This is a genomic window from Paenalcaligenes hermetiae (assembly GCF_039543645.1).
GTDB lineage: Bacteria > Pseudomonadota > Gammaproteobacteria > Burkholderiales > Burkholderiaceae_B > Paenalcaligenes > Paenalcaligenes hermetiae.
Genome location: NZ_BAABKD010000001.1, coordinates 147256 through 174141, shown reverse-complemented (window position 1 = coordinate 174141; position 26886 = coordinate 147256). Strand labels below are relative to the sequence as shown.

At 48.9% G+C, this 26886-nt stretch carries 26 protein-coding genes; 5 read left to right on the top strand and 21 right to left on the bottom strand.

Features of this window, described 5'->3' with window-relative positions; translation table 11 throughout:
- Positions 1-23: 23 nt before the first annotated feature.
- Positions 24-695 carry a cell division ATP-binding protein FtsE gene (locus tag ABD980_RS00835; protein ID WP_300647159.1) on the bottom strand — a complete coding sequence of 224 codons (672 nt, stop codon included), beginning with the start codon at positions 693-695 and terminating at the stop codon, positions 24-26.
- A 197-nt stretch (positions 696-892) separates the two neighbouring features.
- On the opposite strand from ABD980_RS00835, the gene ABD980_RS00830 reads away from it, so the two are divergent.
- A complete protein-coding gene (locus tag ABD980_RS00830) occupies positions 893-1540 on the top strand; it encodes a YiaD family glycine zipper/OmpA-like lipoprotein (RefSeq protein ID WP_300647160.1) in 648 nt (215 codons plus the stop codon).
- Between the two features lie 64 nt (positions 1541-1604).
- On the opposite strand, the gene ABD980_RS00825 is transcribed toward ABD980_RS00830, so the two are convergent.
- A complete protein-coding gene (locus tag ABD980_RS00825) occupies positions 1605-2675 on the bottom strand; it encodes a helix-turn-helix domain-containing protein (protein ID WP_260650010.1) in 1071 nt (356 codons plus the stop codon).
- Between the two features lie 155 nt (positions 2676-2830).
- Between ABD980_RS00825 and exaC the strand changes: the two genes are divergently transcribed.
- Positions 2831-4342, top strand: a complete 1512-nt coding sequence (gene exaC, locus ABD980_RS00820; protein WP_345368908.1) for an acetaldehyde dehydrogenase ExaC — start codon at positions 2831-2833, stop codon at positions 4340-4342.
- 57 nt (positions 4343-4399) lie between these two features.
- Here exaC and thiC read toward each other — a convergent pair whose 3' ends face one another.
- Positions 4400-6313 (bottom strand): phosphomethylpyrimidine synthase ThiC, encoded by a 1914-nt coding sequence (gene thiC, locus ABD980_RS00815; RefSeq protein ID WP_260650012.1) that lies wholly within the window; start codon positions 6311-6313, stop codon positions 4400-4402.
- 320 nt (positions 6314-6633) lie between these two features.
- Positions 6634-6993 carry a helix-turn-helix domain-containing protein gene (locus ABD980_RS00810; protein WP_300647161.1) on the bottom strand — a complete coding sequence of 120 codons (360 nt, stop codon included), beginning with the start codon at positions 6991-6993 and terminating at the stop codon, positions 6634-6636.
- 112 nt (positions 6994-7105) lie between these two features.
- Between ABD980_RS00810 and ABD980_RS00805 the strand changes: the two genes are divergently transcribed.
- Positions 7106-7891 carry a winged helix-turn-helix domain-containing protein gene (locus ABD980_RS00805; RefSeq protein ID WP_345368906.1) on the top strand — a complete coding sequence of 262 codons (786 nt, stop codon included), beginning with the start codon at positions 7106-7108 and terminating at the stop codon, positions 7889-7891.
- On the opposite strand, the gene ABD980_RS00800 is transcribed toward ABD980_RS00805, so the two are convergent.
- The 5 genes from ABD980_RS00800 to rplU form a co-directional block, all read right to left on the bottom strand.
- On the bottom strand, positions 7892-9142 hold the full coding sequence (locus ABD980_RS00800) for a D-amino acid dehydrogenase (protein WP_300647163.1): 1251 nt from the start codon (positions 9140-9142) through the stop codon (positions 7892-7894).
- 23 nt (positions 9143-9165) lie between these two features.
- Positions 9166-10305: a glutamate 5-kinase gene (proB, locus tag ABD980_RS00795; protein ID WP_300647164.1), complete on the bottom strand. Its 1140-nt coding sequence runs from the start codon at positions 10303-10305 to the stop codon at positions 9166-9168.
- 77 nt (positions 10306-10382) lie between these two features.
- Positions 10383-11498 (bottom strand): GTPase ObgE, encoded by a 1116-nt coding sequence (gene obgE / locus ABD980_RS00790; protein WP_300647165.1) that lies wholly within the window; start codon positions 11496-11498, stop codon positions 10383-10385.
- A 151-nt stretch (positions 11499-11649) separates the two neighbouring features.
- Complete coding sequence (gene rpmA / locus ABD980_RS00785) at positions 11650-11910, bottom strand: 50S ribosomal protein L27 (protein WP_260650018.1); 261 nt, start codon at positions 11908-11910, stop codon at positions 11650-11652.
- Between the two features lie 54 nt (positions 11911-11964).
- Complete coding sequence (gene rplU, locus ABD980_RS00780) at positions 11965-12276, bottom strand: 50S ribosomal protein L21 (RefSeq protein WP_260650019.1); 312 nt, start codon at positions 12274-12276, stop codon at positions 11965-11967.
- A 339-nt stretch (positions 12277-12615) separates the two neighbouring features.
- Here rplU and ABD980_RS00775 point away from each other — a divergent pair, with 339 nt between their 5' ends.
- Together ABD980_RS00775 and ABD980_RS00770 are read left to right on the top strand one after the other, a co-directional pair.
- Complete coding sequence (locus ABD980_RS00775) at positions 12616-12819, top strand: CsbD family protein (RefSeq protein ID WP_300647166.1); 204 nt, start codon at positions 12616-12618, stop codon at positions 12817-12819.
- A 64-nt stretch (positions 12820-12883) separates the two neighbouring features.
- Positions 12884-13042 carry a DUF1328 family protein gene (locus ABD980_RS00770; RefSeq protein WP_260650021.1) on the top strand — a complete coding sequence of 53 codons (159 nt, stop codon included), beginning with the start codon at positions 12884-12886 and terminating at the stop codon, positions 13040-13042.
- Between the two features lie 80 nt (positions 13043-13122).
- On the opposite strand, the gene ABD980_RS00765 is transcribed toward ABD980_RS00770, so the two are convergent.
- The 12 genes from ABD980_RS00765 to thiE form a co-directional block, all read right to left on the bottom strand.
- Positions 13123-13908, bottom strand: coding sequence for an ABC transporter ATP-binding protein (locus ABD980_RS00765; protein ID WP_260650022.1), 786 nt, complete (start codon positions 13906-13908; stop codon positions 13123-13125).
- Positions 13908-15155, bottom strand: coding sequence for an ABC transporter substrate-binding protein (locus ABD980_RS00760; protein WP_300647167.1), 1248 nt, complete (start codon positions 15153-15155; stop codon positions 13908-13910). Before ABD980_RS00760 ends, ABD980_RS00765 begins: the two co-directional genes overlap by 1 nt.
- A 42-nt stretch (positions 15156-15197) precedes the next feature.
- The gene (locus tag ABD980_RS00755) at positions 15198-16271 is read right to left on the bottom strand and encodes a branched-chain amino acid ABC transporter permease (RefSeq protein WP_300647168.1); all 1074 of its coding nucleotides are present in this window, start codon (positions 16269-16271) and stop codon (positions 15198-15200) included.
- A 2-nt stretch (positions 16272-16273) separates the two neighbouring features.
- Positions 16274-17152 (bottom strand): branched-chain amino acid ABC transporter permease, encoded by an 879-nt coding sequence (locus tag ABD980_RS00750; RefSeq protein ID WP_260650025.1) that lies wholly within the window; start codon positions 17150-17152, stop codon positions 16274-16276.
- 2 nt (positions 17153-17154) lie between these two features.
- The gene (locus ABD980_RS00745) at positions 17155-19119 is read right to left on the bottom strand and encodes an AMP-dependent synthetase/ligase (RefSeq protein ID WP_300647169.1); all 1965 of its coding nucleotides are present in this window, start codon (positions 19117-19119) and stop codon (positions 17155-17157) included.
- Entirely contained in the window at positions 19106-19924 is an 819-nt protein-coding gene (locus ABD980_RS00740) for an ABC transporter ATP-binding protein (RefSeq protein ID WP_260650027.1), read from the bottom strand. Before ABD980_RS00740 ends, ABD980_RS00745 begins: the two co-directional genes overlap by 14 nt.
- Positions 19925-19985: 61 nt before the next feature.
- A complete protein-coding gene (locus tag ABD980_RS00735) occupies positions 19986-21653 on the bottom strand; it encodes an AMP-binding protein (RefSeq protein ID WP_345368896.1) in 1668 nt (555 codons plus the stop codon).
- Between the two features lie 194 nt (positions 21654-21847).
- The gene (locus ABD980_RS00730; RefSeq protein WP_300647173.1) at positions 21848-22900 is read right to left on the bottom strand and encodes an enoyl-CoA hydratase/isomerase family protein; all 1053 of its coding nucleotides are present in this window, start codon (positions 22898-22900) and stop codon (positions 21848-21850) included.
- 106 nt (positions 22901-23006) lie between these two features.
- Complete coding sequence (gene argJ / locus ABD980_RS00725) at positions 23007-24233, bottom strand: bifunctional glutamate N-acetyltransferase/amino-acid acetyltransferase ArgJ (protein ID WP_300647174.1); 1227 nt, start codon at positions 24231-24233, stop codon at positions 23007-23009.
- Between the two features lie 64 nt (positions 24234-24297).
- The gene (locus tag ABD980_RS00720) at positions 24298-24819 is read right to left on the bottom strand and encodes a MarR family winged helix-turn-helix transcriptional regulator (RefSeq protein WP_300647175.1); all 522 of its coding nucleotides are present in this window, start codon (positions 24817-24819) and stop codon (positions 24298-24300) included.
- Positions 24820-24926: 107 nt separating this feature from the next.
- Positions 24927-26210: a glutamate-1-semialdehyde 2,1-aminomutase gene (gene hemL, locus ABD980_RS00715; RefSeq protein WP_345368893.1), complete on the bottom strand. Its 1284-nt coding sequence runs from the start codon at positions 26208-26210 to the stop codon at positions 24927-24929.
- Positions 26211-26225: 15 nt separating this feature from the next.
- Positions 26226-26885 (bottom strand): thiamine phosphate synthase, encoded by a 660-nt coding sequence (thiE, locus tag ABD980_RS00710; RefSeq protein ID WP_345368891.1) that lies wholly within the window; start codon positions 26883-26885, stop codon positions 26226-26228.
- Position 26886: the final 1 nt, after the last annotated feature.

The following is a 26886-nucleotide window of genomic DNA, read 5'->3' as shown; positions in this document are numbered from 1 at the left end:
AGAATGTTGTGTAATGTCGGGGATTAAAGAGGGGTGCCTATGAGATCGCTAAAACGATCTGGCTCAATGAGTAGAGTACGGCGTGCATAGTGGGCCATGAGAGCTCGATCATGTGAAGCGATCAAAGTGGTAACCCCCACGCGGTTAAAATCTTTAAAAACATCCATAATGCGTTTGGCGCTGACGGCATCAAGGTTAGCTGTCGGCTCATCAGCAATAACAATGGCAGGTTTGTTTACAATAGCACGAGCTATTGCTAGGCGTTGTTGTTCACCCCCAGACATTTCAATAGGGTATTGGTCCTCTTTGCCAGCTAAACCGACTTTTTCCATGGCAGCACGTGCACGCTTTGCGGCGATTTTATACTCTACACCTAAGACTTCTAGAGGGAGCATGACGTTTTGGATAGCACGACGGTCATTGAGTAAATGTACGTCTTGTAAAATTAGGCCGATATTTCGTCGAATATAAGGTTGAGCGCGAGCAGGGAGCTGATCAATACGATTCCCTTTGACATGTACTGCTCCACGTGTGGGAGTTTCTAAACCGCCAATTAAGCGTAATAATGTTGATTTACCTGCTCCAGATGGGCCAGAAATGAACACAAATTCGCCAGGCTGAATATGAAAATTAATATCCGCCAAAATATTTGGCCCTCGACCGTAGGATTTAAAAACGTGTTTGAACTCAATCATAAGGGCAAAGAGAAAATAGCATAAAGTCCTATTATGCCGTAAAGCATCCCAAGAGTGGGAACCGTATAAAAAATGCGTTTTTGGTTAAGCTTTGTTAAAAGCCCTTTAATAAGCGGTCTTTGTAACAATAGGGTACAGACTCAATTGCCCACATCGGTTACATTTTAAAGTGAGATTGATATAACAAGGAGAAGCAAATGAAAAAACTCAGTCAAATTGCAGCCAGTGTGAGTATTGTGGCGTTGCTAGCAGGTTGTGCTGCCACAGACACTCAGGGTGGGCGCACTGCAGTGGGTGCTGGTGCTGGTGCCGCTGTAGGCGCGGGCTTAGGTGCTTTAATTGGGGATAGCAGTAAAGCAGCTGCTATTGGTGCAGGGATTGGTGCGGTTGCAGGTGGGGTGGCTGGCTACAACTGGGCCGGAATTAAACAAGATGTACAGCAATCAGGGGCAACCAGTTTAGGTGTGGATGTAACAGAAATGCCTGATGGCACGTTACGCGTGAATATCCCAAGCCATGTTTCTTTTGATTCTGGTAAAGCCCAATTAAAAGCAGAGCTATTGCCTGTATTGGATAGCGTTGCTCGGGCGTTGGTTCAGCACCCTGAGCTTCGCGCCAAAGCAATTGGTCACACCGATAGCACTGGTGGTGCAGATTTGAATCAGCGCTTGTCGTTAGAGCGAGCTCACGCGGTAACGAACTACCTTGTGCAGCGTGGTGTTAATGGTGGGTATTTGATGGCAGAGGGCCGTGGACCTAATAGCCCTATTGCTGATAACAGCACACCAGAGGGCCGTGCGATGAACCGTCGTGTTGAGCTATATTTGTACGCCATTCAGCAGTAATTTTACGCACTTTATGTGCCACCGCCCCAAGCGAATCGATTGGTAACGGTGCGCTTGGGGTTTTTTAATTATCCGCCTGCAGCCGCTGATAGATGGGGTGCGAGGGGGCGATCAGCTCCATTAGGCGTTGGCTTAATTCGGGCGCATAGTCCTGATGACGAATTAGGGTTAGCAGCAGCTCCACATCATGGGTTTGCTGCAATAGCAAACTGAGCCTGGCCTCTAAATAATGGCGCCAATTAATTAAAAACGGGCTGTTGCTTTGTGGCATAAAAAGACCGGTTAGGTTTTGTAGTGCGGCCTCTATATAGCCGGCGGTGATCAGGGCTTCTAATTCTAAAAAGTCCGCACTAATAGGTACAAGTAAGCGATAGGGGCGCGAAGCAATTACCCCACCAAGTCGACGGCGTAGGTGGGAAATCTCGGCTTTTAGTGTGGTGGCGCTGACTTTGCGCTCCCCATAAAGCGCATGGTGCAGTTGATCCAAGTGCAAACCTTTAGGGTGTAAAGCTAATAGGATCAGCACTTCGATTTGTCTTGGGGTAAGCTTTAGGGGTTTTGTGCCAAAATGCGCTTGTGGTGTGCCCAAAGCGCGTAGTGTTAGCGTGTGTTGATGTTGGTGTTGTAGATGTTTTTGAATCCGTTGCGCACAATGGGTTGCAGCAATAAGCCCAAGCTGATTTTGCCGCGAAAAATGCGTCGATAGATCGATTACACCAATAAGCTGTTGCGTTAAGGGATGAAAAATAGGCGCCGCATAACAAACCCAATCACAAATAGAGACCATGGTGTGCTCGGCCGCAATCACCGAACTAGGCTGGGCGATTTTAATGGCCAGCGCCAACGCATTATGCCCAACGGCACTTTCTGCCCATTGCCCACCGGCTACAAAATGCACTTGCTCTGCGGCCTGTTGCATGGAGCGTCCAGATTGCGTCCATAAAATAGTGCTGCCCGCATCAGCTACGGCTAACACCATATCGGCTTGGTTTGCGATATGCTGCAGTTCGGCTTGGCAATGCTGTAGTGCGAGCAACAAAGGTGATTGATAATGTCGAGTGGATAAATCCACCAAAGGCGCGGCCGTCTGCGGGTGACCGGCGGGCTGCATGAGAGAATCAGTAGAAGTGTTCATCGTTGTCTCCTAGCCATAATTGCCGTACCAACCTATTACCAACCGGGTTTGTTTATTCTGATTTTTCACGTAGATGATTGGCTGTGGTAGTCAGTCTGAACTTCTACTGTAGTCGAAAAACGTGAGTAAATAAACGTACTAGGAAGGAGACAATCATGCGTTACACCGATCCTAATCAACCTGGCTCCATCGTTGAATTTAAATCACAATACGAAAATTTTATTGGAGGCCAATGGGTGCCCCCTGTAAAAGGGCAGTACTTTGATAACCTTTCCCCTGTTAATGGGCAGGTCTTTACGCGTGTACCGCAATCGACCGCCGAAGATGTAGAGTTGGCTTTGGATGCCGCACATCGAGCAAAAATCCGCTGGAACGCTTCGTCGCCTGCAGAGCGCGAGCGTTTACTTAATAAAATTGCAGATCGCCTAGAGGAAAACCTGGAAAAAATCGCCGTGGCAGAAACGTGGGATAACGGCAAGCCCGTCCGTGAGACCTTGGCTGCTGATATTCCGTTGGCCATTGATCACTTTCGCTATTTTGCGGGTTGCATTCGTGCCCAAGAGGGGGGCATATCGGATTTAGACCAAAATACCGTTGCGTATCATTTTCATGAGCCATTGGGGGTGGTTGGGCAAATTATTCCTTGGAACTTCCCTATTTTGATGGCGGCGTGGAAAATTGCGCCGGCTTTGGCAGCGGGTAACTGCATTGTGTTGAAACCCGCAGAGCAAACCCCAGCTAGCTTACTTTATGTGATCGAGCTGATTCAGGATTTATTACCCGCAGGGGTTTTAAATATTATCAATGGGTTTGGGGCGGAAGCAGGGCATGCTTTAGCGACGAACCCACGCATTGCAAAAATTGCTTTTACAGGGTCAACCGAAGTCGGACAGGTGATTATGCGCTCTGCGTCGGAAAATATTATTCCCGTCACCTTGGAGCTAGGTGGCAAATCGCCCAATATCTTTTTTGCTGATGTGATGGCAGCCGAGGACGATTTTTTAGAAAAAGCTTTGGAAGGCTTTACGATGTTTGCTTTAAACCAAGGCGAGGTTTGCACTTGCCCTTCACGGGCATTGGTGCAGGAATCGATTGCTGATGCGTTTTTAGAGCGCGCGATTGAGCGAGTGAAAAAAATCAAAACCGGGCACCCCTTAGATACCGAAACCATGGTGGGGGCTCAGGCCTCTCAGGAGCAGCAGGATAAAATCTTACGCTATATGAAAATCGGCAAAGAAGAGGGCGCGAAGTTATTAACGGGCGGTGAGCCGCGCCAAGAGGAAAATAAAGGCTTCTATATTGACCCGACCGTGTTTAAGGGCAGTAACGATATGCGTATTTTCCAAGAGGAGATTTTTGGGCCGGTGCTAGCCGTCACTACGTTTAACGATTTTGATGAGGCGATTCAGATTGCCAACGATACGATGTATGGCTTAGGCGCTGGGGTGTGGACGCGTTCCATTCATGAGGCATATCGCGCTGGGCGTGCGATACAAGCCGGACGAGTATGGACAAACTGCTACCATATTTATCCAGCACATGCTGCTTTTGGTGGCTATAAAAAATCAGGAATAGGCCGAGAAAACCACAAAATGATGCTTGCGCATTATCAAAATACCAAAAACCTATTAGTAAGCTACGACACTAAGCCGATGGGGCTGTTTTAATCTAAATTAGCGGCGTAAAAAAACAGGGCAGCTTTATTATGCTGCCCTGTTGTGATTTTAAGCCTCGTGGTAGAGCTTACCGCCTTTTTGTACAAACTCGATGGATTTTTCTTCCATTCCTTTTTGTAAGGCCGCTTCGGTATCTAAACCGTGCTCACGTGCATAATCACGTACGTCCTGGGAAATCTTCATACTGCAGAACTTGGGCCCACACATGGAGCAGAAGTGGGCGACTTTCATGGAGTCTTTGGGTAAAGTTTCATCATGGAATTCGCGTGCGGTATCTGGATCTAGCCCCAAGTTAAATTGGTCTTCCCAGCGGAACTCAAAGCGTGCTTTAGATAGGGCATTATCACGAATCGCTGCAGCGGGATGACCTTTGGCGAGGTCTGCTGCATGCGCGGCGATTTTGTACGTGATGATCCCATCTTTTACGTCTTTTTTGTTCGGTAGGCCCAAATGCTCCTTAGGCGTGACATAGCACAGCATGGCTGTACCGTACCAGCCAATCATGGCAGCACCAATCCCAGAAGTAATATGGTCGTAGCCAGGGGCAATGTCAGTGGTCAGTGGTCCTAAAGTGTAAAAAGGAGCCTCGTGACAATGCTCTAACTGCATGTCCATGTTTTCTTTGATTAAGTGCATGGGCACATGGCCTGGGCCTTCGATCATGACTTGTACATCATGCTTCCAGGCAATTTGTGTGAGCTCACCGAGGGTTTTCAATTCAGCAAACTGGGCTTCGTCGTTCGCATCGTAACCAGAGCCTGGGCGCAAGCCGTCTCCTAATGAGAAGCTAACGTCATAGGCTTTCATGATTTCACAGATTTCCTCAAAATTTTCGTAGAGGAAGCTCTCTTTGTGGTGCGCTAAACACCATTTGGCCATGATTGAGCCACCACGTGACACAATGCCAGTCATACGATTAGCAGTCATGGGGACATAAGCCAAACGTACACCAGCGTGAATGGTGAAGTAGTCTACCCCTTGCTCAGCTTGCTCGATTAAGGTGTCACGGAAAATTTCCCATGTTAGGTCTTCGGCAACGCCATTTACTTTTTCTAGGGCTTGGTAAATAGGTACCGTACCAACCGGAACGGGCGAGTTGCGGATAATCCACTCACGCGTTTCATGAATATTTTTACCGGTAGACAAATCCATGATGGTATCACCACCCCAACGGATAGCCCATGTCATTTTTTCGACTTCGTCGTGAATGCTGGAGCCTAGGGCAGAGTTACCAATATTGGCATTGATTTTGACCAGGAAGTTGCGCCCGATAATCATGGGCTCAATTTCTGGGTGGTTAATATTGGCAGGGATGATAGCGCGACCACGAGCGATTTCATCTCGGACAAATTCGGGTGTAATCACAGGTGGGATCGAAGCACCAAAGCTTTGGCCAGGGTGACTACGGGTTAGACGCTGAGCCATACGCTCGCCATCTGGACCACTGTTGCGCAGGGACTCAATATATTGTTCGCGGCGTAGATTTTCGCGAATTGCGACGAACTCCATTTCAGGGGTAATAATGCCCTGACGTGCATAGTGCATTTGGGTTACGTTTTTGCCTGGCTTGGCACGGCGAGGCTGACGGGTAAGCTCAAAGCGCATGGCTTTTAAAGCTGGATCGTCTTGGCGCGCCCGCCCGTAGTCACTGGAAAGTCCATCTAAGACTTCGGTATCGTTGCGTTCCTCGATCCATTTGGCGCGTAGGGCAGGAAGCCCTTTACGAATATCGATTTTGACCTCAGGATCCGTGTATGGGCCACTGGTGTCATAAACCGTGATCGGTGGGTTTTTCTCGTCACCAAAAATACCACCCGTATCGCTTTGAGAAATCTCACGAAAGGGGACACGAATATCAGGACGTGAGCCAATTTCGTAAATTTTACGTGAATTTGGTAAAGGCTTAATGGCCGCTTCGTCTACGGTAGCGGTTTGTGCGGAAAATTCAGGATTTTTAGTCAAGATTCGCTCCAAGGTGAATAAATGGAGCCGAAGGGGAGATATAAGAGTCGCTTATATTTTGGATAATGTGTGGTGCGACACGCTCCCAGCATCGGCATTATCCGTACTGGTACGAAGGGTTTATCTCAACCTAAAGCGCAAGTAGTTGAAAGCTCAACCATTTGCACAATAAGTACCCCCGCGTATCCAACAGTATATAAGATTTCTCTTGGGCTTTAAAATAAATTAGGGATAACCTTAGTTAATAGCATTAAGAAGCTCTCAGTACGCGTCTTAGTGTGCATATTTAGTAGTAGGATAATAAAAACATAGTGGCAGTTTTATTTCTGTTTTTCCCATGTCTCGATTAAGGTTTCAAGTACATTTTCTATTAAAATACGTTGCTGATCAGTTAATTGATTTATTTTATCGGGGCTTACCCGCGAAAAAGGCCACGTTTGACTGTAACTTTGATTCGATTCTTGTAGCGTAGGGTGCATTGCACCAATCCCCTGATCTAGCCAAAGTGGATTTACTCTTAGTGCTTTAGCAAGATTAAATAAATTTCGGGTGTGCAAGCGCGCCCCACTTTCATAGCTCGCAATTGTGCTTTGGGAAACCCCACACAAATTAGCTAATTGAGACTGGGTATAACCTCGTTGAGTACGAGCATACAAAAGGCGTTGAGCAAATGTGTTCACTCCTTTATTGAACGCTCAAAACTCATGACTTTGGTGATTGCTTCTATTACTATTGTGATATTTAAGCTATGTATGTAACGAATGGGTTCATTTGGTAAAAAAGGATGGGGAAATGCTGGCACAGTGTATTCCAACTCTTTACTGGTATGGTGCTGAACAGGCTGAAATGGAGCAAATCTATCAGGCTCATCAACAAGCGCTTGAAGCGACGGGTTTCCAGCTCCAAGTGTTATCTGACCACAAAGCCTTATTTCAAGCCCTCACATCCACACAAAGAAAAAATCATGGTCAGTTTTCCCCGGCAATTTTTCTACTTTCTGCACACTTAAAAGGTGCTTTGAGTCTAATTGCTCGTTTGCGAGCACAGGATCCTTATGTGCCCTTGGTGATTGTGCAGTCTGTTTGGGACGAGGCTACTTTATTGCCATTTTTGTATGGTGGAGTAGACGCATACTGCATTGGTACAGACAGTCCTGAGCTATGGGCTGCGAAATTTTCTAGTCTATTACGACGAATCAGGGTATCAGTGCCTATGTTAGATGTGACGAAAGTTTCTTCAGCGAAGTCGTTCTCTCCGCCTGATCCTATGTGGGCTTTAGCTAACGAGGGTTGGCAGTTATTTAGCCCCGATGGTCGTTCAATAACACTAACATCTACCGAGCGGTTCTTGTTATTAGAATTATGTCGGCAGCCGGATAAACGGGCCTCACATCAACAGATTTTGCGCGCGTTAAATGATGGAGAGGAGGACACCAGCGATCCTGTGATCGCACATAACCGACTAGGAGTCATAATTAGTCGTCTCAAGCGTAAAGGCAGCTTAGAGGGGGTTGCCATCCCCATCCGTTCTGTGCACAAATGGGGATATATGTTTAGTGCCCCCGTACGTATCGAATAGCTAATAGCGGCTTAGGTTTAAATCGTCAACGCGGATGGCAGGCTCTTTGCCGGAAATAATGTCGGCAATCAGTTGTCCACTACCGGCGCTCATGGTCCACCCGAGTGTGCCATGGCCTGTATTCAAATATAGGTTTTTAGCAGGACCTTGGCCAATAATGGGGGTGCTGTCGGGGGTTTTGGGACGCAAGCCCGTCCAGAAACTCACATTCTGCTTCTCTTTGCTGGCTTTGGGAAATAAGTCGTTAAGCACCATTAATAGGGTAGCTTTGCGTTTTGGGTTAAGGGTTTTATCAAAACCAGCGACCTCGGCCATGCCACCAACGCGAATACGCTGATCAAAGCGTGTTAGGGCAATTTTATAGGTTTCGTCTAGCAAAGTGGACTGAGGCGCATAGTCAGGCTCGTCAATGGGTACAGTAATGGAATAGCCTTTTAGTGGGTACACTGGAATGGGAGCAATATTACGCATCAGACGGGTAGACCAGGAGCCTAAGCAGATCAAATAGGCATCTGCGGTAATCAGTCGGTTATTACTAATAACCCCAGTGATCGTGTCCCCCTGACGTTGGATTTGCTGAATGGACTCATTGAAATGAAACTCTACACCTAGTTCTGTCGCTAATTGAGCCAGATTTTGTGTATAAAGATGGCAATCACCGGTCTCGTCTTCGGGTAAGCGTAGGCCTCCTACAAACTTGTCTTTTACTAGCGCTAAGGCTGGCTCGGGGGTGGAAAGTTGATCGCGTTGTAAAAGCTCAAAAGGTACTCCCATTTCTTCGAGTACGCGCATATCGGCCGCTGCCGCTTCCATTTGTTCTGCGGTGCGGAATAATTGTAGGGTGCCTTTTTGGCGCGCTTCGTATTGTATGCCGGTTTCTTCGCGTAATTGGGCCAAACACTTACGGCTGTAGTCTGCAATGCGCACCATGCGCTCTTTATTGATTTTATATCTGCTAGCCGTGCAGTTAGCCCACATTTGTAGCATCCATTTAAGCTGGAACAAGGTACCATCAGGACGAAAACTAAAAGGAGGGTGCTCAGCAAAAAGCCATTTTGCGGCTTTTAAGGGGATACCGGGCGCTGCCCAGGGTGAGGCATAACCAAATGATACCTGCCCTGCATTCGCAAAGCTGGTTTCCATGGCTGGAGCATCTAAACGATCAATCACCGTAACGCTGTGACCTTGTTTGGCTAAAAAATAGGCGCTACTGACACCGGTAACACCTGCGCCTAGCACAAGCACTTTCATGATTTTTCCTTAGTAGTTTGCGTTTATAAGGGGTAGTTAACCACCATATTATCCCGATGGATGAGCTCAGGATCAGACATTGAGCCTAGAATATCAGCAATACGGTGGGAAGGCTCCCCCATAATGCGCCGGGTATCGGCGCTGGAATAGTTGATTAACCCACGGCCGTGTTCTTTGCCGTCTGCATCGATGCAAGCGACGACGTCCCCACGGTTAAAATCCCCTAAGACCTCAGTAACACCAATAGCCAGTAGGCTTTTATGCCCATCGGTAAGGGCTTTGACGGCACCGGCATCTAAGCGAACTTTTCCGCGTACACGTAAATGGCTAGAGAGCCAACGTTGGCGGGCGGATTGTATTGGCAGCTCAGCTCGTAATTCGGTACCAATGCACTCACCGGCAGCCAGACGCACTAAGACATTTGGTTCATGGCCTGAGGCGATCACGGTATGGCCACCGCTATTGGCAGCGCGCTTTGCGGCTAAGATTTTGGTAATCATGCCACCCGTACCCACATTTGAGCCGGCTCCGCCAGCCATTTGCTCAAGTTCCGGGTCGCCGGCTTGTGCATGAGAAATAAAACGTGCTAGAGGGTTATTGCGCGGGTCGGCGCTATAAAGGCCTGCTTGATCGGTGAGGATAATCAGTGATTCCGCTTCGATCAGATTAGTGACCAAAGCGCCTAGCGTATCATTATCGCCCAAACGGATTTCATCGGTAATCACCGTGTCGTTTTCATTAACAATTGGCACCACGCCCAAGTTTAATAGCGTGTAGAGTGTACTGCGCGCATTAAGATAGCGTGTACGATCAGCGAGGTCTTCGTGTGTGAGTAGAATCTGTGCGGTACGAATGCCGTGTTCGGCAAAAGCGACCTCGTAGGCTTGCACCAAGCCCATTTGCCCAACGGCCGCTGCCGCCTGTAGTTCGTGCATCGCTGTAGGTCGGCGTGGCCAGCCTAGTCTAACAATGCCTTCGGCAATGGCGCCGCTAGAAACCAGAACCACTTGTTTGCCTTGGCGATGAAGCTGGGCGATTTGGGCGGACCAGTGCGCTACAGCAGCACGATCAATGCCTTTGCCTTGGTTGGTGACTAAAGAAGAGCCTACTTTAACGACGAGCCGATGCGAGTCGGCGACTACAGATTGTGCGGTGTCGGACATAGAAGAACCATAAAAAGAAAGCAAAGTCGCCTTATTTTACTCGAAATAAGGCGTTGCTTTGCTTGTTGAGCTGGCAATTATTGATCAAGATCGATGTTTTGACGGTTAGGTTTAAACCGAGGATCATCGGGCTCAAAGTCCGGTGCAGCCTCATCGATGGCTTGTTGCTCTTGGGCTTTTTGCTGATCCAACCAGCTTTGAATCTGTAAAACCAGAGGCTGTGTGCCCTGACCCGTTAGGGCGGAGATCCCAAAGACAGGACCTGTCCACCCTAAGCGAGCAACAAGTGCTTTTTTGAAGGCGTCGGGGTCCTCGACCATATCGAGCTTATTTAAAACAAGCCAGCGTGGTTTTTGATAGAGGTCTGGGCTGTATAAGCGCAGTTCTTCAATAATTGCGGCAATATCTGCGCAGGCTTTTTCGATGGGATCAATTTCGGGATCTAAATGACTGACATCGACGATGTGAAGCAGCAAACGGGTACGAGAAAGGTGGCGTAAAAATAAATGCCCAAGTCCTGCGCCTTCGGAGGCACCAGAAATCAACCCGGGTAAATCCGCCACCACAAAGCTATGGGCGGCAGAGCTGCGCACCACACCTAAATTGGGGTGTAGGGTAGTAAAAGGGTAGTCGGCAATACGCGGGCGCGCGTTAGAGACCTGACTGATAAAGGTGGATTTGCCGGCATTAGGCAAGCCGAGCAGACCCACATCCGCTAGAACCTTGAGCTCTAAGCGTAAACGACGCTGCTCGCCTTCCTCGCCGTAGGTAAATTGGCGTGGGGCACGGTTAGTACTGCTTTTAAAATGCAGATTACCGAGCCCGCCTTGCCCCCCTTTGGCTAGGGTGACCGTTTGCCCATGATGGTCTAGGTCAAAAAGGAGTTCGCCGGTGTCGGCATCATAAATGGTGGTGCCGACGGGAAAGCGCAAGGTAATATCAGCACCTGCGGCTCCATATTGATCTGAGCCGCGCCCATGCTCGCCATTTTTGCCTTTGTGTAGGCGCGCATAGCGATAGTCAACTAAGGTGTTAATGTTACGGTCGGCTACGGCAAAGATGGAGCCGCCGCGCCCACCGTCACCGCCGTCAGGGCCGCCTTTAGGGATAAATTTTTCACGTCTAAAGCTGGCAGAGCCGTTTCCGCCCTTGCCGCCCTGGACTTCAATGGTGGCTTCATCTACAAATTTCATAATTATTCCAATATACCGGTAGCGTATTTCCGTTTTGCCCCGTCTTGCCGATGCGCAATATGGCTTAATAACAAAAAACTGCACCAATTGCAGCGGACACAGGTTCCGACTACAAGGGTGCAGTTTTGGTGTTCAGTGTTTGAACGAGGGCTTATTCAGCAGCGATAACGGAGACCGTGCGCTTGTTCATAGCGCCTTGGATGCTGAATTTTACGTGACCATCTACCAAGGAATACAAGGTGTGGTCTTTGCCCATGCCTACGTTAGTACCGGGGTGGAATTGGGTACCACGTTGACGAACAATGATGGAGCCAGCTTGGATAGCTTGGCCACCGTAAACTTTGACGCCTAGTCGTTTAGCCTGTGAGTCGCGTCCATTTCGCGTAGAGCCGCCGCCTTTTTTCTGTGCCATGGTAATGCACTCCTATGGGTTGTATCCGTGATCGTGATCGATGTGGTTAAGGGGTTAGGCGTTAACCGCGTCGATACGAATTTCGGTGTAGTTTTGACGATGACCTTGGGTGCGACGATAGCCCTTGCGACGGCGCATTTTAAACACTTTGATCTTGTCGTGACGGCCTTGTGCAAGAACAGTAGCAGTTACCTTGGCACCATCAACAAAGGGTGCACCCAATTTAAGTGCATCGCCTTCGCCTACGGATAAAACCTGGTCTAGCGTGATTTCCTGCCCAATGTCTGCCGGTATCTGTTCTACTTTCAATTTCTGGCCGACGCAAACACGGTACTGTTTACCGCCGGTTTTTATCACCGCGTACATAGGGTATTCCTATTAAAAATTTAACTAATAATTGAGTCTTTTTTAGCCTAAATTTTGGCTAATTAATGATTATAAATAGCAAAGCCATTGAAATGCAAGCCTTTTTTCTGATTTTGCGACCCAATCACAACAGTTGCTGATCTGCTTCAAATGCAACCTTTTGTATGCGAAAACTCCCATTACCAGTGTGTAGCAAGGCAAGTCGTGAGCACTTTTCTTACATTTGAAATGCCTCGCGACTTCCGTGCCGCGCAAATCGGCGTAGGGTAGTAGTCATGCGGCCATATTTGGTTGTGACCGAATGAGCGCCGTTTTATTACTATGTAAAGGAGTTTTGTTATGAACAAAGACACCCTAGAAGGCAAATGGACTCAGCTCAAAGGTAAAGCTCGCGAAACATGGGGCAAAATTACTGATGACGAGTTTGAACAGGCCAAAGGCGATGCCCAGCAGTTAGCCGGTTTGGTGCAAGAGCGTTATGGCAAAACGAAAGAAGAAGCAGAAAAAGAAGTGAAAAACTTTTACGATAACAACCCTTACTAATTAGTAGGGGGGAGTCCTCCAGTGCAACCTGAGTGCTGGAGGTAAAAATAAATAGGGGGATATTATGCTGAACTATGCATTATTGTTTTTTATTGTAGCGATTGTAGCCGCCGTATTTGGATTTGGTGGCATTGCGGCTGGCGCTGCCTCCATTGCGAAAGTGCTATTTTTTGTCTTTTTAGTATTAGCTGTATTAAGTTTGATCCGCGGTATGATGCGGTAGCGATAAGAGTGAGTTAACGTGGTGGACTTTGAGCCCAAAAGCGAATACGTGGTTCGCTTTTGGGTTTTTTGTTGCGTGGATTAAGCCAGCCAGCGTTTACGGCGTCGATAATGCTTAACATTATGGTAGTCCACCCGATCGGCTCCCCCAAGATAGAATTCCTGCACATCTGGGTTTTCCTTGAGGACTTTGGCTTCACCGCTCATGACCACATTACCATTTTCAATCAGGTAGGCATGGTCGACAAATTCGAGTGCAGCCGCGGCGTTTTGTTCCACGAGCAAAACACTCATGTTATTTTCTTGATTGATCTTACGAATAATCCCAAAAATCTCTTGTACCAAGCGGGGCGACAATCCTAGACTAGGTTCGTCGAGCATAATGAGCTTGGGCTCGGTCATGAGCGCGCGCCCAATGGCAAGCATCTGTTGCTCGCCACCCGATAAGTAGCCCGCCTTGGTTTTTTGAAATTGGGTTAAACGAGGAAAATAATCATAGACCATATCGCGCAGTTGGTTTAAGCGCGCCCGCGAGCCGCCATTACGATAGGCGGCAAGTAAATTATCGTCTGGGGTCAAATGCCCAAAAATACGACGGCCCTCCATGACGTGTACTAGTCCCATGCCAACGCGTTTGGGTGCACCGTAGGGGAGAATATTTTCCCCTAGAAACTCAATGCTACCGCGAGTGACCTCGCCTCGCTCAGGGGCAAGAAGCCCACTGATGGATTTGAGCGTTGTGCTTTTACCCGCACCGTTGGAGCCAAGTAGGGCGACCATGCCGCCCTCATTGACTTGTAATGAGACACCGCGAATGGCTAAGAACACTTTGTCATAGACCACCTCCACGTTGCTCAGTTTAAGCATTAGCGACCCTCCTTAAAGGCGGCGGCATCTTGACGAATGGACTCCCAGACAATGTCTTGATAGGGGTTAGACCACTCATTTAAAGGTGCCCATTTTTCACCATCCCAATGGGATACGCGTCCAAAGCCACCCCCTTGGTGATCTTTTTCACTAAAGGATAGCGGGGGCAGTAAACCATTGGCGTCATAGTCTTTGATCATCTCAAAGCCTTTGCGTAGCTTTTCTCCATCTAAAGGAGCACCAAATTCTTTCATGGCTAAGCGAGCAGCTTCTACCGAGACCGCCATGGTAGCAACACCGATGTTGTAGTAAGAGCGGCCAACGTTTTCTTTAGGGCCGGATCCTTTACCTGGCTCGATGACTTTTGCCATGATTTCTTGAATCAAAGCAGAGTTTGTACCGTTGTCTGTGCCTTCAAATTTACGTATGCCTTTGGCGGTGTCTTTGCCAACGGATTCCATATCCGCTTCGGCGAGCCAAACTACCGAGTGAATTTTTTCAGGGGCAATGCCATTACGAATGGCTTCGCGTACAGAAACGGCTTGGCCGCCACCGGCACCCCAAATAATGACTTGATCAGGACGGAAGCGGCGCACCTCAGACCATGTGGAGGATTGCTCGTTACCTGGGCTGGCGTAAGGGAAGGTGCGCAAGGTAAACCCAAGCTTATCCGAGAGTTTTTCTAAGACGGGAATGGGCTCGCGTCCGAAAGGGGAGTCAATATAAACATGAGCAACTTTTTTGCCTTTTAAGCCGCCTTCGTGTTGCTCCATGTAATCAATCAGCGTAGCAGCTTGGGACCAATAGGTGGACATCACAGGAAAAACATAAGGGAAGGTCTCCCCATCACTGGCATCACCCCGCCCATGAAAAGCTGTAATCATCACCACCTTGTCATCAAGTACGCGGTTGACCATGGCGCGCGCAACGGGGGTACTGAGAAAGTCAAACCAAATAGCGCCATCACGTAGGGCACGGTTATAGGCTTCGATACCGCGTTGGGGCTGGTTACCGGTATCCGAGGTCATATACTCAATTTTATGCCCATCGATACCACCACTTTCATTGACCATGGTGACGTAGTCTTTTTGTCCTTGGGCGTACTCATTGGTTAAAAAAGTATAGACTGCGGTGTAGTCTAAGGGGGCCGCAAATTTAATGGGGTCTTTGGCATGCGCCACACCAAAAGAAAGCATGCCAGCGACTAAAGCGGCGCCCACGGTTAGTTTTTTCATCTGTTGTCTCATCGTTATCCTCCTAGAGGTATCGTTTTTACTTCGTTATAGGAATTACAGCTTTGAGTGGCGGAAAGGCCAAACCAGTAAATAATTACGGAAGTTATCGTAGATTTTGCCTAAGCCAAGGGGTTCAAAAAGCAAGAAGCCAATGATTAGTGCCCCGTAAATCATGAGTGGGATATGTGCTAAAAGGTTAGTGGATACATCTAACCAGCCCATCCCTGAGAGCAGAATCACACCGTTGGTCAGTAAGATGGGGACAAGCAATACAAAGCCGGCGCCTAAGTATGCCCCTAGTACACTGCCTAAGCCTCCCACAAGTACCATGGCGACTAACTGTACAGAGATATTAAAATTAAATTGCTCGGGGGTGACCGCTTGGTAATAGCAGAAGGCCAAGATAGCACCAGTGACACCACCTAAAAAGGAGCTGGTAAAAAAGGCGACCAGTTTATAACGTACAACGTTGACACCAATGACAGCGGCGGCATAGTCTTTATCACGGACTGCGACCAGAGCTCGGCCGATACTGGTGCGTTTGATATTGAGAATCAATAGCGTGACAAAAACTACCCAGAGCAGCGCTAAGTAATAGCGCGCCATATCGGTTTTTAAGGAGATAAAGAAAAAGGTGCTGGCAGGAGTTTGCAGCGTGGCTTGTGCGCCGCCGCTAATGGCGGGCACGTTGATAATGGTCCAGTCGACCAGATATTGCATTGCTAAAGTCGCCATCACCAAATATAACCCCTTGACGCGTAGCGCGGCTGCTCCAAAAACACTACCAATCAGTGCCGAGGCCAAGCCGGCACCAAGCAGGGCGAACTCTAAAGGTACTCCAGCCCGAGTCAGGTGAATACTCGTATAAGCCCCTATCGCCATTACGGAGGCAAAACCAAAGTGCAACTGACCAGCAATTCCCATTAACAGCGTCAGGGAAAGGGCGGCCGCACTGAGAATCAGCCAAGGCATGATGTAGCTAGTAAGATAAAAATTACTAAATACAAAAGGGGCGGCTAGGCCGAGTAGGAGTAAAAACCAAACCTGGCGTCGATCTGCGGGTATAGGCCAAAGACGACGAGCGGTTTCATAGCGAGTATGGTGAATGCCAGATAAACGATAAAACATAATTACACCCTTTCAATGTCTTCGCGACCTAAAATCCCATAGGGACGGAACATGATGGTGAGCAAAATAATGACAGAGGTCACCACATCGCGTGTGCCACCCCCTGCGATTTCGTCCAGGTAGCCAGGGATAACACTGCCTAAAATGCCAACGATTAGGCCGCCAATCAGCACCCCAAGCACACTGTCTAACCCCCCAAGGATGACGACGGCAATCGCAGGGAAAAGTAGTTCGGATAAGGTCCAGTCCACGCCTTGTACAGAGCCCCAGACCACCCCAGCAGCCAAGGCTGAAATTCCTGCAATACCCCAAGACACACCAATGGCACGCTCTACCGAAATACCTACGGACCAGCTGGAAATATGGTCATCGGATACCGCACGCAGTTTTGTACCGGTGCGAGTACGGAAAAACAGTGCAGATGCCCCGATCAGTAACAAGGCAATTACACCACCCACAAGATAGATTCGGTTGATAAACACATCGCCGATGATAATTGGAGCAAGCGAAACCCCAATGCTGATTTGTTTGGGCGCAGCACCTAAGATACCTGGACCAAAGCCGCGCAAGAAAATCTCGAGCCCTAGCGTTAACATCACGATCATGATGATGGGCTGCCCCACCATTTTGCGCAGTAAAAAGCGCTCGGCGAGCATGCCAAAAATGAACATGATGATCGCCCCGATCAGAATGGCAAGCAACATGGGCACGCCGTAGGAGCTTAAAACCCAAACAATGTAGGCGGCGGACATCACCATAGCGCCTTGGGCAAGGTTGGGTACCCCGGCGGATTTATAAATCAACACCACCCCTAGCGCTACGAGGCTGTACATCAAGCCAGTTAGCGCACCGTTAATCAAAAGTTCGAGGAAATACGCCATGGTTAATTCCTTTTGCTAGTCACGTCTTGAATCTGGAGGGTGCGTTTTAGTACACCAGTTTCCCCAGTCTCGTAGACAATAGGAGCTTCAAATTCAATGGATTCGTGGCCGTTATAGATAGCATCGATAATGGCTTTGTAGTTTTGGTCAATCACATTGCGACGCAGTTTACGTGTGCGCGTGACCTCGCCATCGTTAGCATCGAACTCTTTGTGCAAGTTCACAAAGCGACGGATTTGTAATGGCTCTGGGAGCATGTGATTGGTTTTGAGGATTTGTTCACGAATCAAGTCATAGACTTTGGGCTGCTGAGAAAGCTCGGCATAGGAAGAATAGGGCACCCCGTTTTCTGTAGCCCAATGCCCCACCGCCTGAAAATCAATACAAATAATGACCGTGAGATAATCACGATCCTTACCCAGAATGCAGGCGTCTTTAATGTAGTGACTAAACTGTAAGCGGTTTTCAATATAGGTGGGAATAAAGCGCTCTTTTTGGGCGGTGTACACTACTTCAGAGACACGCCCTAACACCACCAGCTGACCGTCCTCTTCGAGATAGCCCGCGTCACCGGTGTGCATCCAGCCATCGCGTAAGGTTTCAGCCGTGTCTTCGGGCTTTTCATAATAGCCGTCAAAAACGTTATCTCCCCGCATAAGGATTTCGCCATCATCATTGATTTTGATTTCTACTCCGGGGAAAGGACGTCCTACAGTATGCAGTTTGACCTCATCAGCGGATTGCGCCGCGGCCAAAGCACAGTTTTCGGTTTGTCCATAGAATTGGCGCAAGTTTAAGCCTAGCGCTCGGAAAAATAAGAACACATCTTCTCCGATGGCTTCTCCTGCGGTATAGGGCTTGGTAACGCGCGATAAGCCCAGATGGTCTTTGACCGGTCCATAAATAAGCTGCTCGCCGACCCAGTACCACAGCTTTTGCCCAAACGAAGGTTGTTTGCCATTCAGTCGTTTGCGCTCGAGCTCAAGGGCAAAATTCATAAAGTGGTGATACATGCGCTGCTTAAAGGGGGGGGATTCGTCAATGCCGACTTGGATACGAGTCAGCATGTTCGACCAAGCTCGTGGTGAACAAAAGTACAAGGTGGGGGCAATTTCGCGCAAATCGTGCTGAGAGGTTTCTTGGCGTTCGGGGATATTTACCACAAAGCGTAAGGCTAAAGCCGCCCCAATGGAGAAAATAAAATCCCCCACCCAAGCTATGGGGAGATACGCCATGTGTACTTCCCCCTCGGAAAAGTAGCCTGCATTCGCCGCATTCCGTGCGCCATATAAGATATGGCCGTGTTTAAGAGGGATTCCTTTGGGGACGCCGGTTGTCCCTGACGAGTGCAAGAGCGCCGCCGTATCATGAATCGAAGGGCGATTAATTAGGTCGTTAAATAACGCGGGTTCGGCGTTAAGGCGCGCTTGGCCGTTGGCAACCACCTCTTTAAACGCGATGGTCAGGGGGTGGTTCTGCTGCTCCAGCCCGCGGGGGTCATCATAAATAATACGGCGAATGCCGCTTTGATCCCCTTGGATTTTGACTACATGTAGCAGTTTATCCACTTGTTCCTGGTCTTCGGCCACCGCAAATGCAATGCGCTCGCGTTCGATTTGACCAGAGAGCTCTTCGGGGGTGGTGTCAGGGTAGGCTGGCGAAGGGATGGCACGCAAGGCAATAATGCCTAACATGGCGAAATATAACGCGGGTCGGTTATCGCCCAAAATCAATACGATGTCATTTTCTTTGACACCAAGCTGTTCTAAACCCGCCGCAAAACCGATGACATGGTCAAGGTAGTCTTGCCACGTATATTCTTGCCAAATACCGTGGTCGCGTTCGCGCATGGCGACTTGCTGAGGAAAATTTTTGGCATTTTCAGCCAGTAGCGTCAGTAAATGGTCTGTGTCCTCCCAGTGTGGGTGGAGCTGGCGCGATAATTCACGGGCATCAAGCTGCTGCATTATCAACCCTCCCAATGTAGGCAGCGACAACTGTGGGGTCGCTAATGGCTTCAAGCGGTTGGCCTTCTTTGATTTTTTCGCCGTTATTCAGCACGACGAGTCGATCACAAATGGCAGTAACTACATCCATATGGTGCTCAATGAGCAAAATAGTGAGACCCAGTGCTTCTTTAGCATCCAAAATAAAGCGAACCATGTATTCTTTTTCTTCTTGGTTCATGCCCGCCATGGGTTCATCAAGGATCAAGAACTGAGGCTCAGCGACCAAAGCACGGGCGAGCTCGACCCGTTTTTGGGTGCCTAGTGGCACTACGTCAACCATTTCATCGCGCACATCCTCTAATTGCAGCAAGTCGATAATTTCTTCGACTTTATAGCGGTTGCTGACCTCTTCTTTTTGTGCAGACCACCAATAGAGCATGGCGCGTAATACACTGGGTTTCATAAAGTTATGGCGCCCTAGCAAAATATTGTCTAAGACACTCATCCCTTTAAACAGAGCGACGTTCTGGAAAGTTCGTGCAATGCCTTGTTGTGCAATTTCATGCGGGCGCATTTTTTGGATAGGGCGCCCCATATAGAGAATCTCACCTTCTTGGGGTGGGAAAAAGCCAGTAATGGCATTTACCGTAGTGGTTTTTCCTGAACCATTTGGCCCCACTAATCCTAAGGTTTCTCCTTTGCGTATTTCCATCGTCACGTGCTTGACGGCGTGTAACCCGCCAAACCACCGACTGATGTTATGACACGCTAACACCACCTCGTTGTTAGGTGCTGTTGACGTTAACGTTGACGTTAAGCTCATGATGTCTTCCTCACAGTGCGACCTTTGGTAGCGTCGCCCAATCTAGGTATAAGTTTTCGGACTAGAGACCGAGTTTTTGAATGGCGTCTGCTTCTAACAGATCTTTAAGTGATTGATTTGGTCCTGCGCTGGGGAATTGGTCATAACACAACACATAACGAGGGATTTTGTAATGGGCGATTTGACCATGGCAGTACTGACGAAGGCCATCGGCGTCTAGCGTATGACCCTCGTGTAGGCGAATGGCTGCGCAGAGCTCTTGGCCCATGCGCGGATCGGGTACGCCAAAGAGGATAAGTTCGGCAATTGCAGGGTGCTGCCGCACAAAAGTGTGGACCTCGGCTAAATAAATGTTTTCCCCGCCGCGGATAATCATGTCTTTGATATTGCCCACGATTTGGCAGTAGCCGTCTTCGTCAAAACGCGCTAAATCACCGGTATATAACCAGCCTTCGCGAATGACTTGTTGGGTAAGATCGGGACGTTGCCAGTAGCCTTGCATGACGTGGTAGCCTTTAACACAAAGCTGACCTACAGTGCCAAGGGGAACGATTTGATTATTCTCATCGAGGATTTTGGCCTCGATATGGGGTTGAACCTGACCCACGGTGCTGACCCGTCGATCAAGCGGGTCATGAACAGAGCTCATAAAAGAAACAGGAGAAGATTCCGTCATGCCATAAGCAATGACAACCTGAGGCATATGGAGCTCTGTAGTGACGCGCTGCATTACCTCAATGGGGCAGGGCGCACCGGCCATAATCCCTGTACGTAGGGAGCTAACATCGCTTTGGGCCAGCATGGGATGATCAAGTAGGCTGACAAACATAGCCGGAACCCCGTATAAGGCTGTGCATCGTTCGGTGTGAATCGTATGCAATACCTTTTCAGGATCAAAGGCTTGATCGGGATAAATCATCGTCGCCCCATGGGCGATGGCAGCCATATTACCCATGACCATACCAAAACAGTGAAATAGCGGTACAGGGATACAAATTCGATCAGCGGGAGTGAGCTGAAGCTGCTGGCCAATAAAGTAGCCGTTATTGAGAATGTTGTGGTGGCTAAGCGTGACCGGTGCGGCTTCGGTACCAAGCGCACTACTAAATTGAATATTGCAGGGCTGATGGCAATGCAATGTGCGCTGAACGGTGTTTACTTGCTCGGCAGAAACGCGCTGCGCAAGCTGTTTGACCGTGCGTAAATCCCACATGCCAGTCGGGGCATCATCATCGATTTGGATCACATGCCGCAATGACGGGATGGCTTGGGCTTGTAGTTGACCCGCCTGGGCTTGGGCAAGCTCTGGCAGCAGCGTTTGCACCATATGGGTGTAGTCACTGCTTTTGAATTTTGCTTGAAATAATAAGGCCTTGGCTTCCACGGCATTTAGCTGTTGTGCTAGTTCGCTGCTGCGGGCAGAGGGGTTAATATTGACCAGAATAATCCCCGTTTTGGCGCAAGCGAGCTGGGTGATAAGCCACGTGCTGCTGTTTTGTGCCCAAATGGCGAGCCGGTCGCCAGTGGTTAGCCCCAAAGTAAGCAGCCCCGCAGCCAAGGTTTGAGTGGCTTGGTGTAGTTGTTGCCAATTGAGACGCAGGCCTTCAGCAGAACTGATGAGCGCATCATGGTTCGCCTGCTTTTGTACGATTTGATCAAAATAATCACCAATGGTTTGGTTGGTGAGTGCAACTTGGGTACTGCCGTGTACATAGCTACTGCGACTCATGCGCCTCCTCCTGCTACAAATACTACGGGTAGTGAATTACTGTTTAATTATGGTGTATTACAGTAACCCCCCAATGGATGTTGCTACATTGGGGATGAGATCTTTTAATTAGAATATCAATATATTGTGGGTTTGGGTATGGGCTTTTATAAGGGGATAATACTGATCGGGTTATAGCCTGTTGACATTTTTTTTTATTTGAAATCAGTAAAAAAAGACTGAATTTTCTCGGGGGTGACCGCCTCTAGCGTTGCGGGATTCCACACAGGTTTTTTATCTTTATCAATGCTCAGGGCACGAACGCCTTCCATAATGTCGCCTCGCTCAAACCAAATACTATCCATATAGAGTTCCATATCGAAACAGTCTTTTAGTGTCATGTGCTTGCCTCGTTGCTGTAATGCTAGAGCCATACACATAGCAATAGGCGAGCGGCTGGTGATGGTGGCTAAGGTTTGTTGTGCCCAGTTTTGGTACTCAGGACGGGATTCATTTTGTAGCGAAGCAACGATATCGGTGACGGTGTTGTGCTGGAAGTGTTGTTCAATAGCCGCCCAATAGGGGTTAAGTTCAGAATCAGGTTGTGTGGAGGGCTGCTGCAGTAGCAGACGTTGAATGGTTTCAAAAGCGTCTGCCTCCCAGTGGATTTGTTCTAGTTCGTGTTGCAGATGGGCCAGATGGGAAAGGGGTAAGCAGTAGTCCGCTAAACCCACGGTGAGCGCGTCGGTGGCATTGAGTGTATTACCCGTAATGCCCATATATGCCCCAGCTTGATGCGGTAAGCGTGATAAAAAATAACTGGCACCTACATCAGGGAAATAGCCGATGGCAACTTCGGGCATACCTAAGCGTGTTTGCTCACTGATTACCCTAAAGTCAGCGCCTTGGAGTAACCCCATTCCGCCGCCTAAAACGAGCTGGTGAGCAATAACTATTACGGGCTTTTTATACGTGTGCAAAGTGTAATCCAGCGCGTATTCTTCTTGAAAAAAAGTGACGTTTAAGGCCGGATCTTTAAGGTGGTTGTGATACATATCACGAATATCTCCGCCTGCACAAAACGCTTTTTCGCCGTTACCGCGTATACATATGGCATAAATATCTGGGTCGTGTTGCCAAGCGTCGAGCTGCTGTTGCATGGCTCGAATCATCTCGATATTAAGTGCATTAAAGGCTTGGGGGCGATTTAAAGTCAGGTAGCCAATATGATTATGAGTATGAGTGAGAATAAGATCGGTAGCCGTCACAGTGTTGTCTCCAGGTAAATAAAACACCTATCCCAATGGGGAGGATGGCACCGTGAGTGATATGCACTACTGCCCTGTTGTTACAGGGCAGGAAAAGCAGTGAGGATTAGGAGCGATAATCAGCGTTAATGCTTACGTAATCGTGAGAAAAGTCACACGTGTAAACGGTTTCACTGTGCTCGCCGCGGGCTAAGTCCACACGCACGAGAATCTCGCTTTGTTCCATAACACGTTTGCCATCGGCTTCAAGGTAATCGGGATTGCGCCCCCCGTCAATGGCAACCAGTACATCCCCTAGCCATAAGCGGAGCTGGCTGACATCCAGATCCGTGACACCGGCATAACCAATTGCTGCCAAAATCCGACCTAGGTTGGGGTCAGAGGCATAAAATGCGGTTTTAACTAAGGGAGAGTGAGCAATTGCGTAAGCGATTTTTCGTGCTTCTTCAGAGGTGGCGGCCTTTTCTACGGTAATGGTGATGAATTTAGTGGCGCCCTCGCCGTCGCGCACAATTTTCTGTGCTAAATCGATGGCGGCTTCCTTGAGAGCCTGAAAAACCTGAGCATAGTGCGGGTTGGCTACGCTATCAATATGGATGCCACTTTGACCCGTAGCGGCGATCACAAAAGAGTCATTCGTAGAGGTATCACCGTCGATGGTGATGCGATTAAAGGATTTGTTCGCAATAGCGCGTGTCATTTCTTGGAGTAGGTCAGGCGCAATGCCTACGTCTGTGGCCAAAAACCCTAGCATAGTGGCCATATTCGGGCGAATCATACCCGCCCCTTTACTAATACCTGTAATGGTGATGGTCTGGTCTTCGAGCTGGAGCTGTGTGGAATGGATTTTGGGTTGGGTATCCGTGGTCATAATGCTGTAAGCAGCATTAAACCAATTGTTATCCTGTAGGTCGGCAACCGCGGCGGGTAGGGCACCAAGTAGTTTTTCCATGGGTAAGGGCTCTAAGATCACGCCAGTGGAAAAGGGCAGTACCTGAGAGGGGCGTAGTTGTAAAAGCTCGGCTACGGTTTCGCAGGTTTTACGCGCATCGACTAAACCGGGCTCGCCCGTGCCGGCATTAGCATTACCCGTATTGATGACTAAGGCTTGAGGGTCTTTGTCAGAGGCCAAATGGGCTTCGCAAAGCTGAACGGGTGCGGCTTTAAAGCGATTGGTGGTGAATACGCCAGCAATGGCTGTATTCGGGGCAAACTGAAAAATCGTGATGTCTTTGTTGCCAGCCTTGCGGATACCAGCGGAGGCAATACCAATTTTTACCCCTTTGACCGCATGGATTTCTGATTGGGGCGGAATAACAAGATTAACAGCCATAACACACCTACAAAAGCGTTGATAATAGAGATGGATCTATATTACCGCGCTTTTAGCTTATTGATTAGGGGTTAGGCGTTGTGAAAAGATGAGAAAGCATTTTGAGCTCGTTTAGGCTGCTTAACATGTTTTGTACGGTTTGGTCAGAAAGTTGTCCAAAGAGATCACATACCCATTCATTGTGAGCAGCATTGATTTCTGCCAGGTGTACGCGCCCCTTTGCGGTGAGCTTAAGCAGGGAGCTACGACGGTCTTGTGGTAGTTTTACGCGCTGTACATAGCCATCTTTGACGAGCTGATCGGTAATGCCGGTGATGTTGCCATTGGTTACCATCATGTGACGCGACAAATCGCTCATCTTGATACCCTTAGGGAATTTTTCTAAGTGTGCCATCAAGTCATAGCGAGGTAGGGTCGTATTGAATTCTTTGCGTAAACGACTACGAATTTCATTTTCAATCAAGCGGTTGCAGCTTTGGAAACGTAGCCAAGTCCGTAAATGGTCGCAAGCGGTAGGATTTAAACGACTTTCAAGGTCAGGAAGCTCGGTAAGAGTGGTTTCGGCTGGAATGTCATTAATCATCATTATTATGCCCCCCAATATGTCATACCATTTTTAAATTGAACATGGTATTGATTCTATGGGGGGCAAAATGATTATGCCTTGCGAATAATCAAGAGAGAATCAAAGAGTTAGTCTTTAATCTGCTTGAAAACTTTAGCGGCGGCATCGAGCGTGGCTTGAATCACCTCGTCGGTATGAGCGCCGGAGGTAAACGAGGCCTCAAAGGCCGATGGTGCCCAATACACGCCCTCATCGAGCATGGCGTGAAAGAATTGGTTAAATTTTGTGGTGTTGCTGGCAGAGACTTCGGCAAAAGAGGTAGGTATGGTTTCGCTGAAATACAAGCCAAGCATGCCGCCGACGGAATCAGTACAAAAAGTGATGCCTTCGGCTTTGGCTGCGGCTTCTAGGCCTTGTGCTAATTTTTGGGTTTGTGCAGCAAGCTGTTGATAAAACGCCTCGTTATCTAGCAGTTTTAAGGTAGCGAGACCAGCAGCTACCGCCACGGGGTTACCGGATAGCGTACCGGCTTGATAAACGCCGCCCAACGGGGCAATGGCATCCATAATATCGGCTCGGCCACCAAAAGCACCGACAGGCATACCGCCGCCAATCACTTTAGCGAGGGTAGTCATATCCGGTTTAATGCCGGTTAGGCCTTGTACACCTTGTGGCCCTGCCCTAAAGCCGGTCATGACTTCGTCAAAAATTAAAACGGACTGGTGTTCGGTACAGAGCTCGCGCAGGGTTTCTAAAAAACCGGCGACGGGTTTGATTAAATTCATATTACCAGCTACCGGCTCAACAATGACGCAGGCAATATCTGAGCCATGCTCTGCAAATGCGGTTTTAACGGCTTCGATGTTGTTGTAGTCTAGAACTAGGGTATGACGAATAAAATCTTCGGGTACGCCTGCCGAGGTGGGATTGCCAAACGTTAGCAAGCCCGAGCCGGCTTTTACCAACAAGCTGTCCGCGTGACCGTGGTAGCAGCCTTCAAATTTAATGATTTTGTTGCGACCGGTATAACCGCGTGCTAAACGAATTGCACTCATGGTGGCTTCGGTGCCAGAGCTAACCAAACGAACTTTTTCAATAGAGGGCAAGCGCTGACAGATTAGCTCGGCCAGTTCCACTTCGCCTGCTGTGGGCGCACCAAAGGACAAGCCATCGGCAGCCGCTGTTTGTACGGCTTTTACCACGTCAGGATGGGCATGACCCAAAATGGCTGGCCCCCAAGAGCCAACATAGTCAATGTATTGTTTGCCTTCGGCATCCCACACATAAGCACCTTGGGCGCGGGCAATGAAGCGTGGTGTACCACCCACGGAGCCAAAAGCGCGCACGGGCGAGTTCACTCCGCCTGGAATATGCTGGCAAGCGCGATCAAAAAGTTCTTTATTGGTAGACATAAAAAATCCTGTTAATTACATTTGAAAAAGGCGGCTAAAGGCACGGGCTTCGGTGTAGATGTCTTCGGCTTCAAATAGACTGCTGATAACTGCAATGCTATCTACACCGGCCTCGATTAAAGGTGCGGCATTGGTTGAGGTAATCCCACCAATTGCCACTACCGCAGCACGTTCATTTTGAGCAAAGCGCTCGCAAAGCGCTCGCCCCTGTTGCAAAACAGTGAGCGTGGCACGTGGGGCGTTAGGTTTAACCTGTGAGGGGTACACCGCACCAAATGCCACATAGTCGACACCAATTTGCAGGGCTTGTTCGGCAAGGTCAAGACGGTCATAGCAGGAGCTACCCAGCCATTGCTGGGGAGCGAGCCCGGCTCGGGCATGACGCAGCTCACCGTCCTCGCGGCCTAAATGGGCCCCGGCCACACCGAGCTCGCGAGCGCTTTGCCAGTCGTCATTGATAATGAGCGGTAGCCCCAGTTGTTGACAAAGCGTTTGTACAGCCTGACGCTGTTGGTGGTGTAAGGCCGTTGGAGCGAGCTTACGACGCCATTGCAGCACTTGCATGCCCCCATCATAAGCAGCACGAATCGCGTCCAGTAGGCGCGCAGTATCCTCCCATTCGGGGGTGATACCGTATAAGCCACGTGGAAAGCGTAAGGGTAAAGAGGCTGTCATT

What these genes read in the sequence shown, in the direction of transcription:
- ABD980_RS00835 (WP_300647159.1), bottom strand. Translation starts at nt 695, where the DNA reads ATGATTGAGTTCAAACACGTTTTTAAATCCTACGGTCGAGGGCCAAAT.
- ABD980_RS00830 (WP_300647160.1), top strand. Translation starts at nt 893, where the DNA reads ATGAAAAAACTCAGTCAAATTGCAGCCAGTGTGAGTATTGTGGCGTTG.
- ABD980_RS00825 (WP_260650010.1), bottom strand. Translation starts at nt 2,675, where the DNA reads ATGAACACTTCTACTGATTCTCTCATGCAGCCCGCCGGTCACCCGCAG.
- exaC (WP_345368908.1), top strand. Translation starts at nt 2,831, where the DNA reads ATGCGTTACACCGATCCTAATCAACCTGGCTCCATCGTTGAATTTAAA.
- ABD980_RS00805 (WP_345368906.1), top strand. Translation starts at nt 7,106, where the DNA reads ATGCTGGCACAGTGTATTCCAACTCTTTACTGGTATGGTGCTGAACAG.
- ABD980_RS00800 (WP_300647163.1), bottom strand. Translation starts at nt 9,142, where the DNA reads ATGAAAGTGCTTGTGCTAGGCGCAGGTGTTACCGGTGTCAGTAGCGCC.
- proB (WP_300647164.1), bottom strand. Translation starts at nt 10,305, where the DNA reads ATGTCCGACACCGCACAATCTGTAGTCGCCGACTCGCATCGGCTCGTC.
- obgE (WP_300647165.1), bottom strand. Translation starts at nt 11,498, where the DNA reads ATGAAATTTGTAGATGAAGCCACCATTGAAGTCCAGGGCGGCAAGGGC.
- rpmA (WP_260650018.1), bottom strand. Translation starts at nt 11,910, where the DNA reads ATGGCACAGAAAAAAGGCGGCGGCTCTACGCGAAATGGACGCGACTCA.
- rplU (WP_260650019.1), bottom strand. Translation starts at nt 12,276, where the DNA reads ATGTACGCGGTGATAAAAACCGGCGGTAAACAGTACCGTGTTTGCGTC.
- ABD980_RS00775 (WP_300647166.1), top strand. Translation starts at nt 12,616, where the DNA reads ATGAACAAAGACACCCTAGAAGGCAAATGGACTCAGCTCAAAGGTAAA.
- ABD980_RS00770 (WP_260650021.1), top strand. Translation starts at nt 12,884, where the DNA reads ATGCTGAACTATGCATTATTGTTTTTTATTGTAGCGATTGTAGCCGCC.
- ABD980_RS00765 (WP_260650022.1), bottom strand. Translation starts at nt 13,908, where the DNA reads ATGCTTAAACTGAGCAACGTGGAGGTGGTCTATGACAAAGTGTTCTTA.
- ABD980_RS00760 (WP_300647167.1), bottom strand. Translation starts at nt 15,155, where the DNA reads ATGAGACAACAGATGAAAAAACTAACCGTGGGCGCCGCTTTAGTCGCT.
- ABD980_RS00755 (WP_300647168.1), bottom strand. Translation starts at nt 16,271, where the DNA reads ATGTTTTATCGTTTATCTGGCATTCACCATACTCGCTATGAAACCGCT.
- ABD980_RS00750 (WP_260650025.1), bottom strand. Translation starts at nt 17,152, where the DNA reads ATGGCGTATTTCCTCGAACTTTTGATTAACGGTGCGCTAACTGGCTTG.
- ABD980_RS00745 (WP_300647169.1), bottom strand. Translation starts at nt 19,119, where the DNA reads ATGCAGCAGCTTGATGCCCGTGAATTATCGCGCCAGCTCCACCCACAC.
- ABD980_RS00740 (WP_260650027.1), bottom strand. Translation starts at nt 19,924, where the DNA reads ATGAGCTTAACGTCAACGTTAACGTCAACAGCACCTAACAACGAGGTG.
- ABD980_RS00735 (WP_345368896.1), bottom strand. Translation starts at nt 21,653, where the DNA reads ATGAGTCGCAGTAGCTATGTACACGGCAGTACCCAAGTTGCACTCACC.
- argJ (WP_300647174.1), bottom strand. Translation starts at nt 24,233, where the DNA reads ATGGCTGTTAATCTTGTTATTCCGCCCCAATCAGAAATCCATGCGGTC.
- ABD980_RS00720 (WP_300647175.1), bottom strand. Translation starts at nt 24,819, where the DNA reads ATGATGATTAATGACATTCCAGCCGAAACCACTCTTACCGAGCTTCCT.
- hemL (WP_345368893.1), bottom strand. Translation starts at nt 26,210, where the DNA reads ATGTCTACCAATAAAGAACTTTTTGATCGCGCTTGCCAGCATATTCCA.
- thiE (WP_345368891.1), bottom strand. Translation starts at nt 26,885, where the DNA reads ATGACAGCCTCTTTACCCTTACGCTTTCCACGTGGCTTATACGGTATC.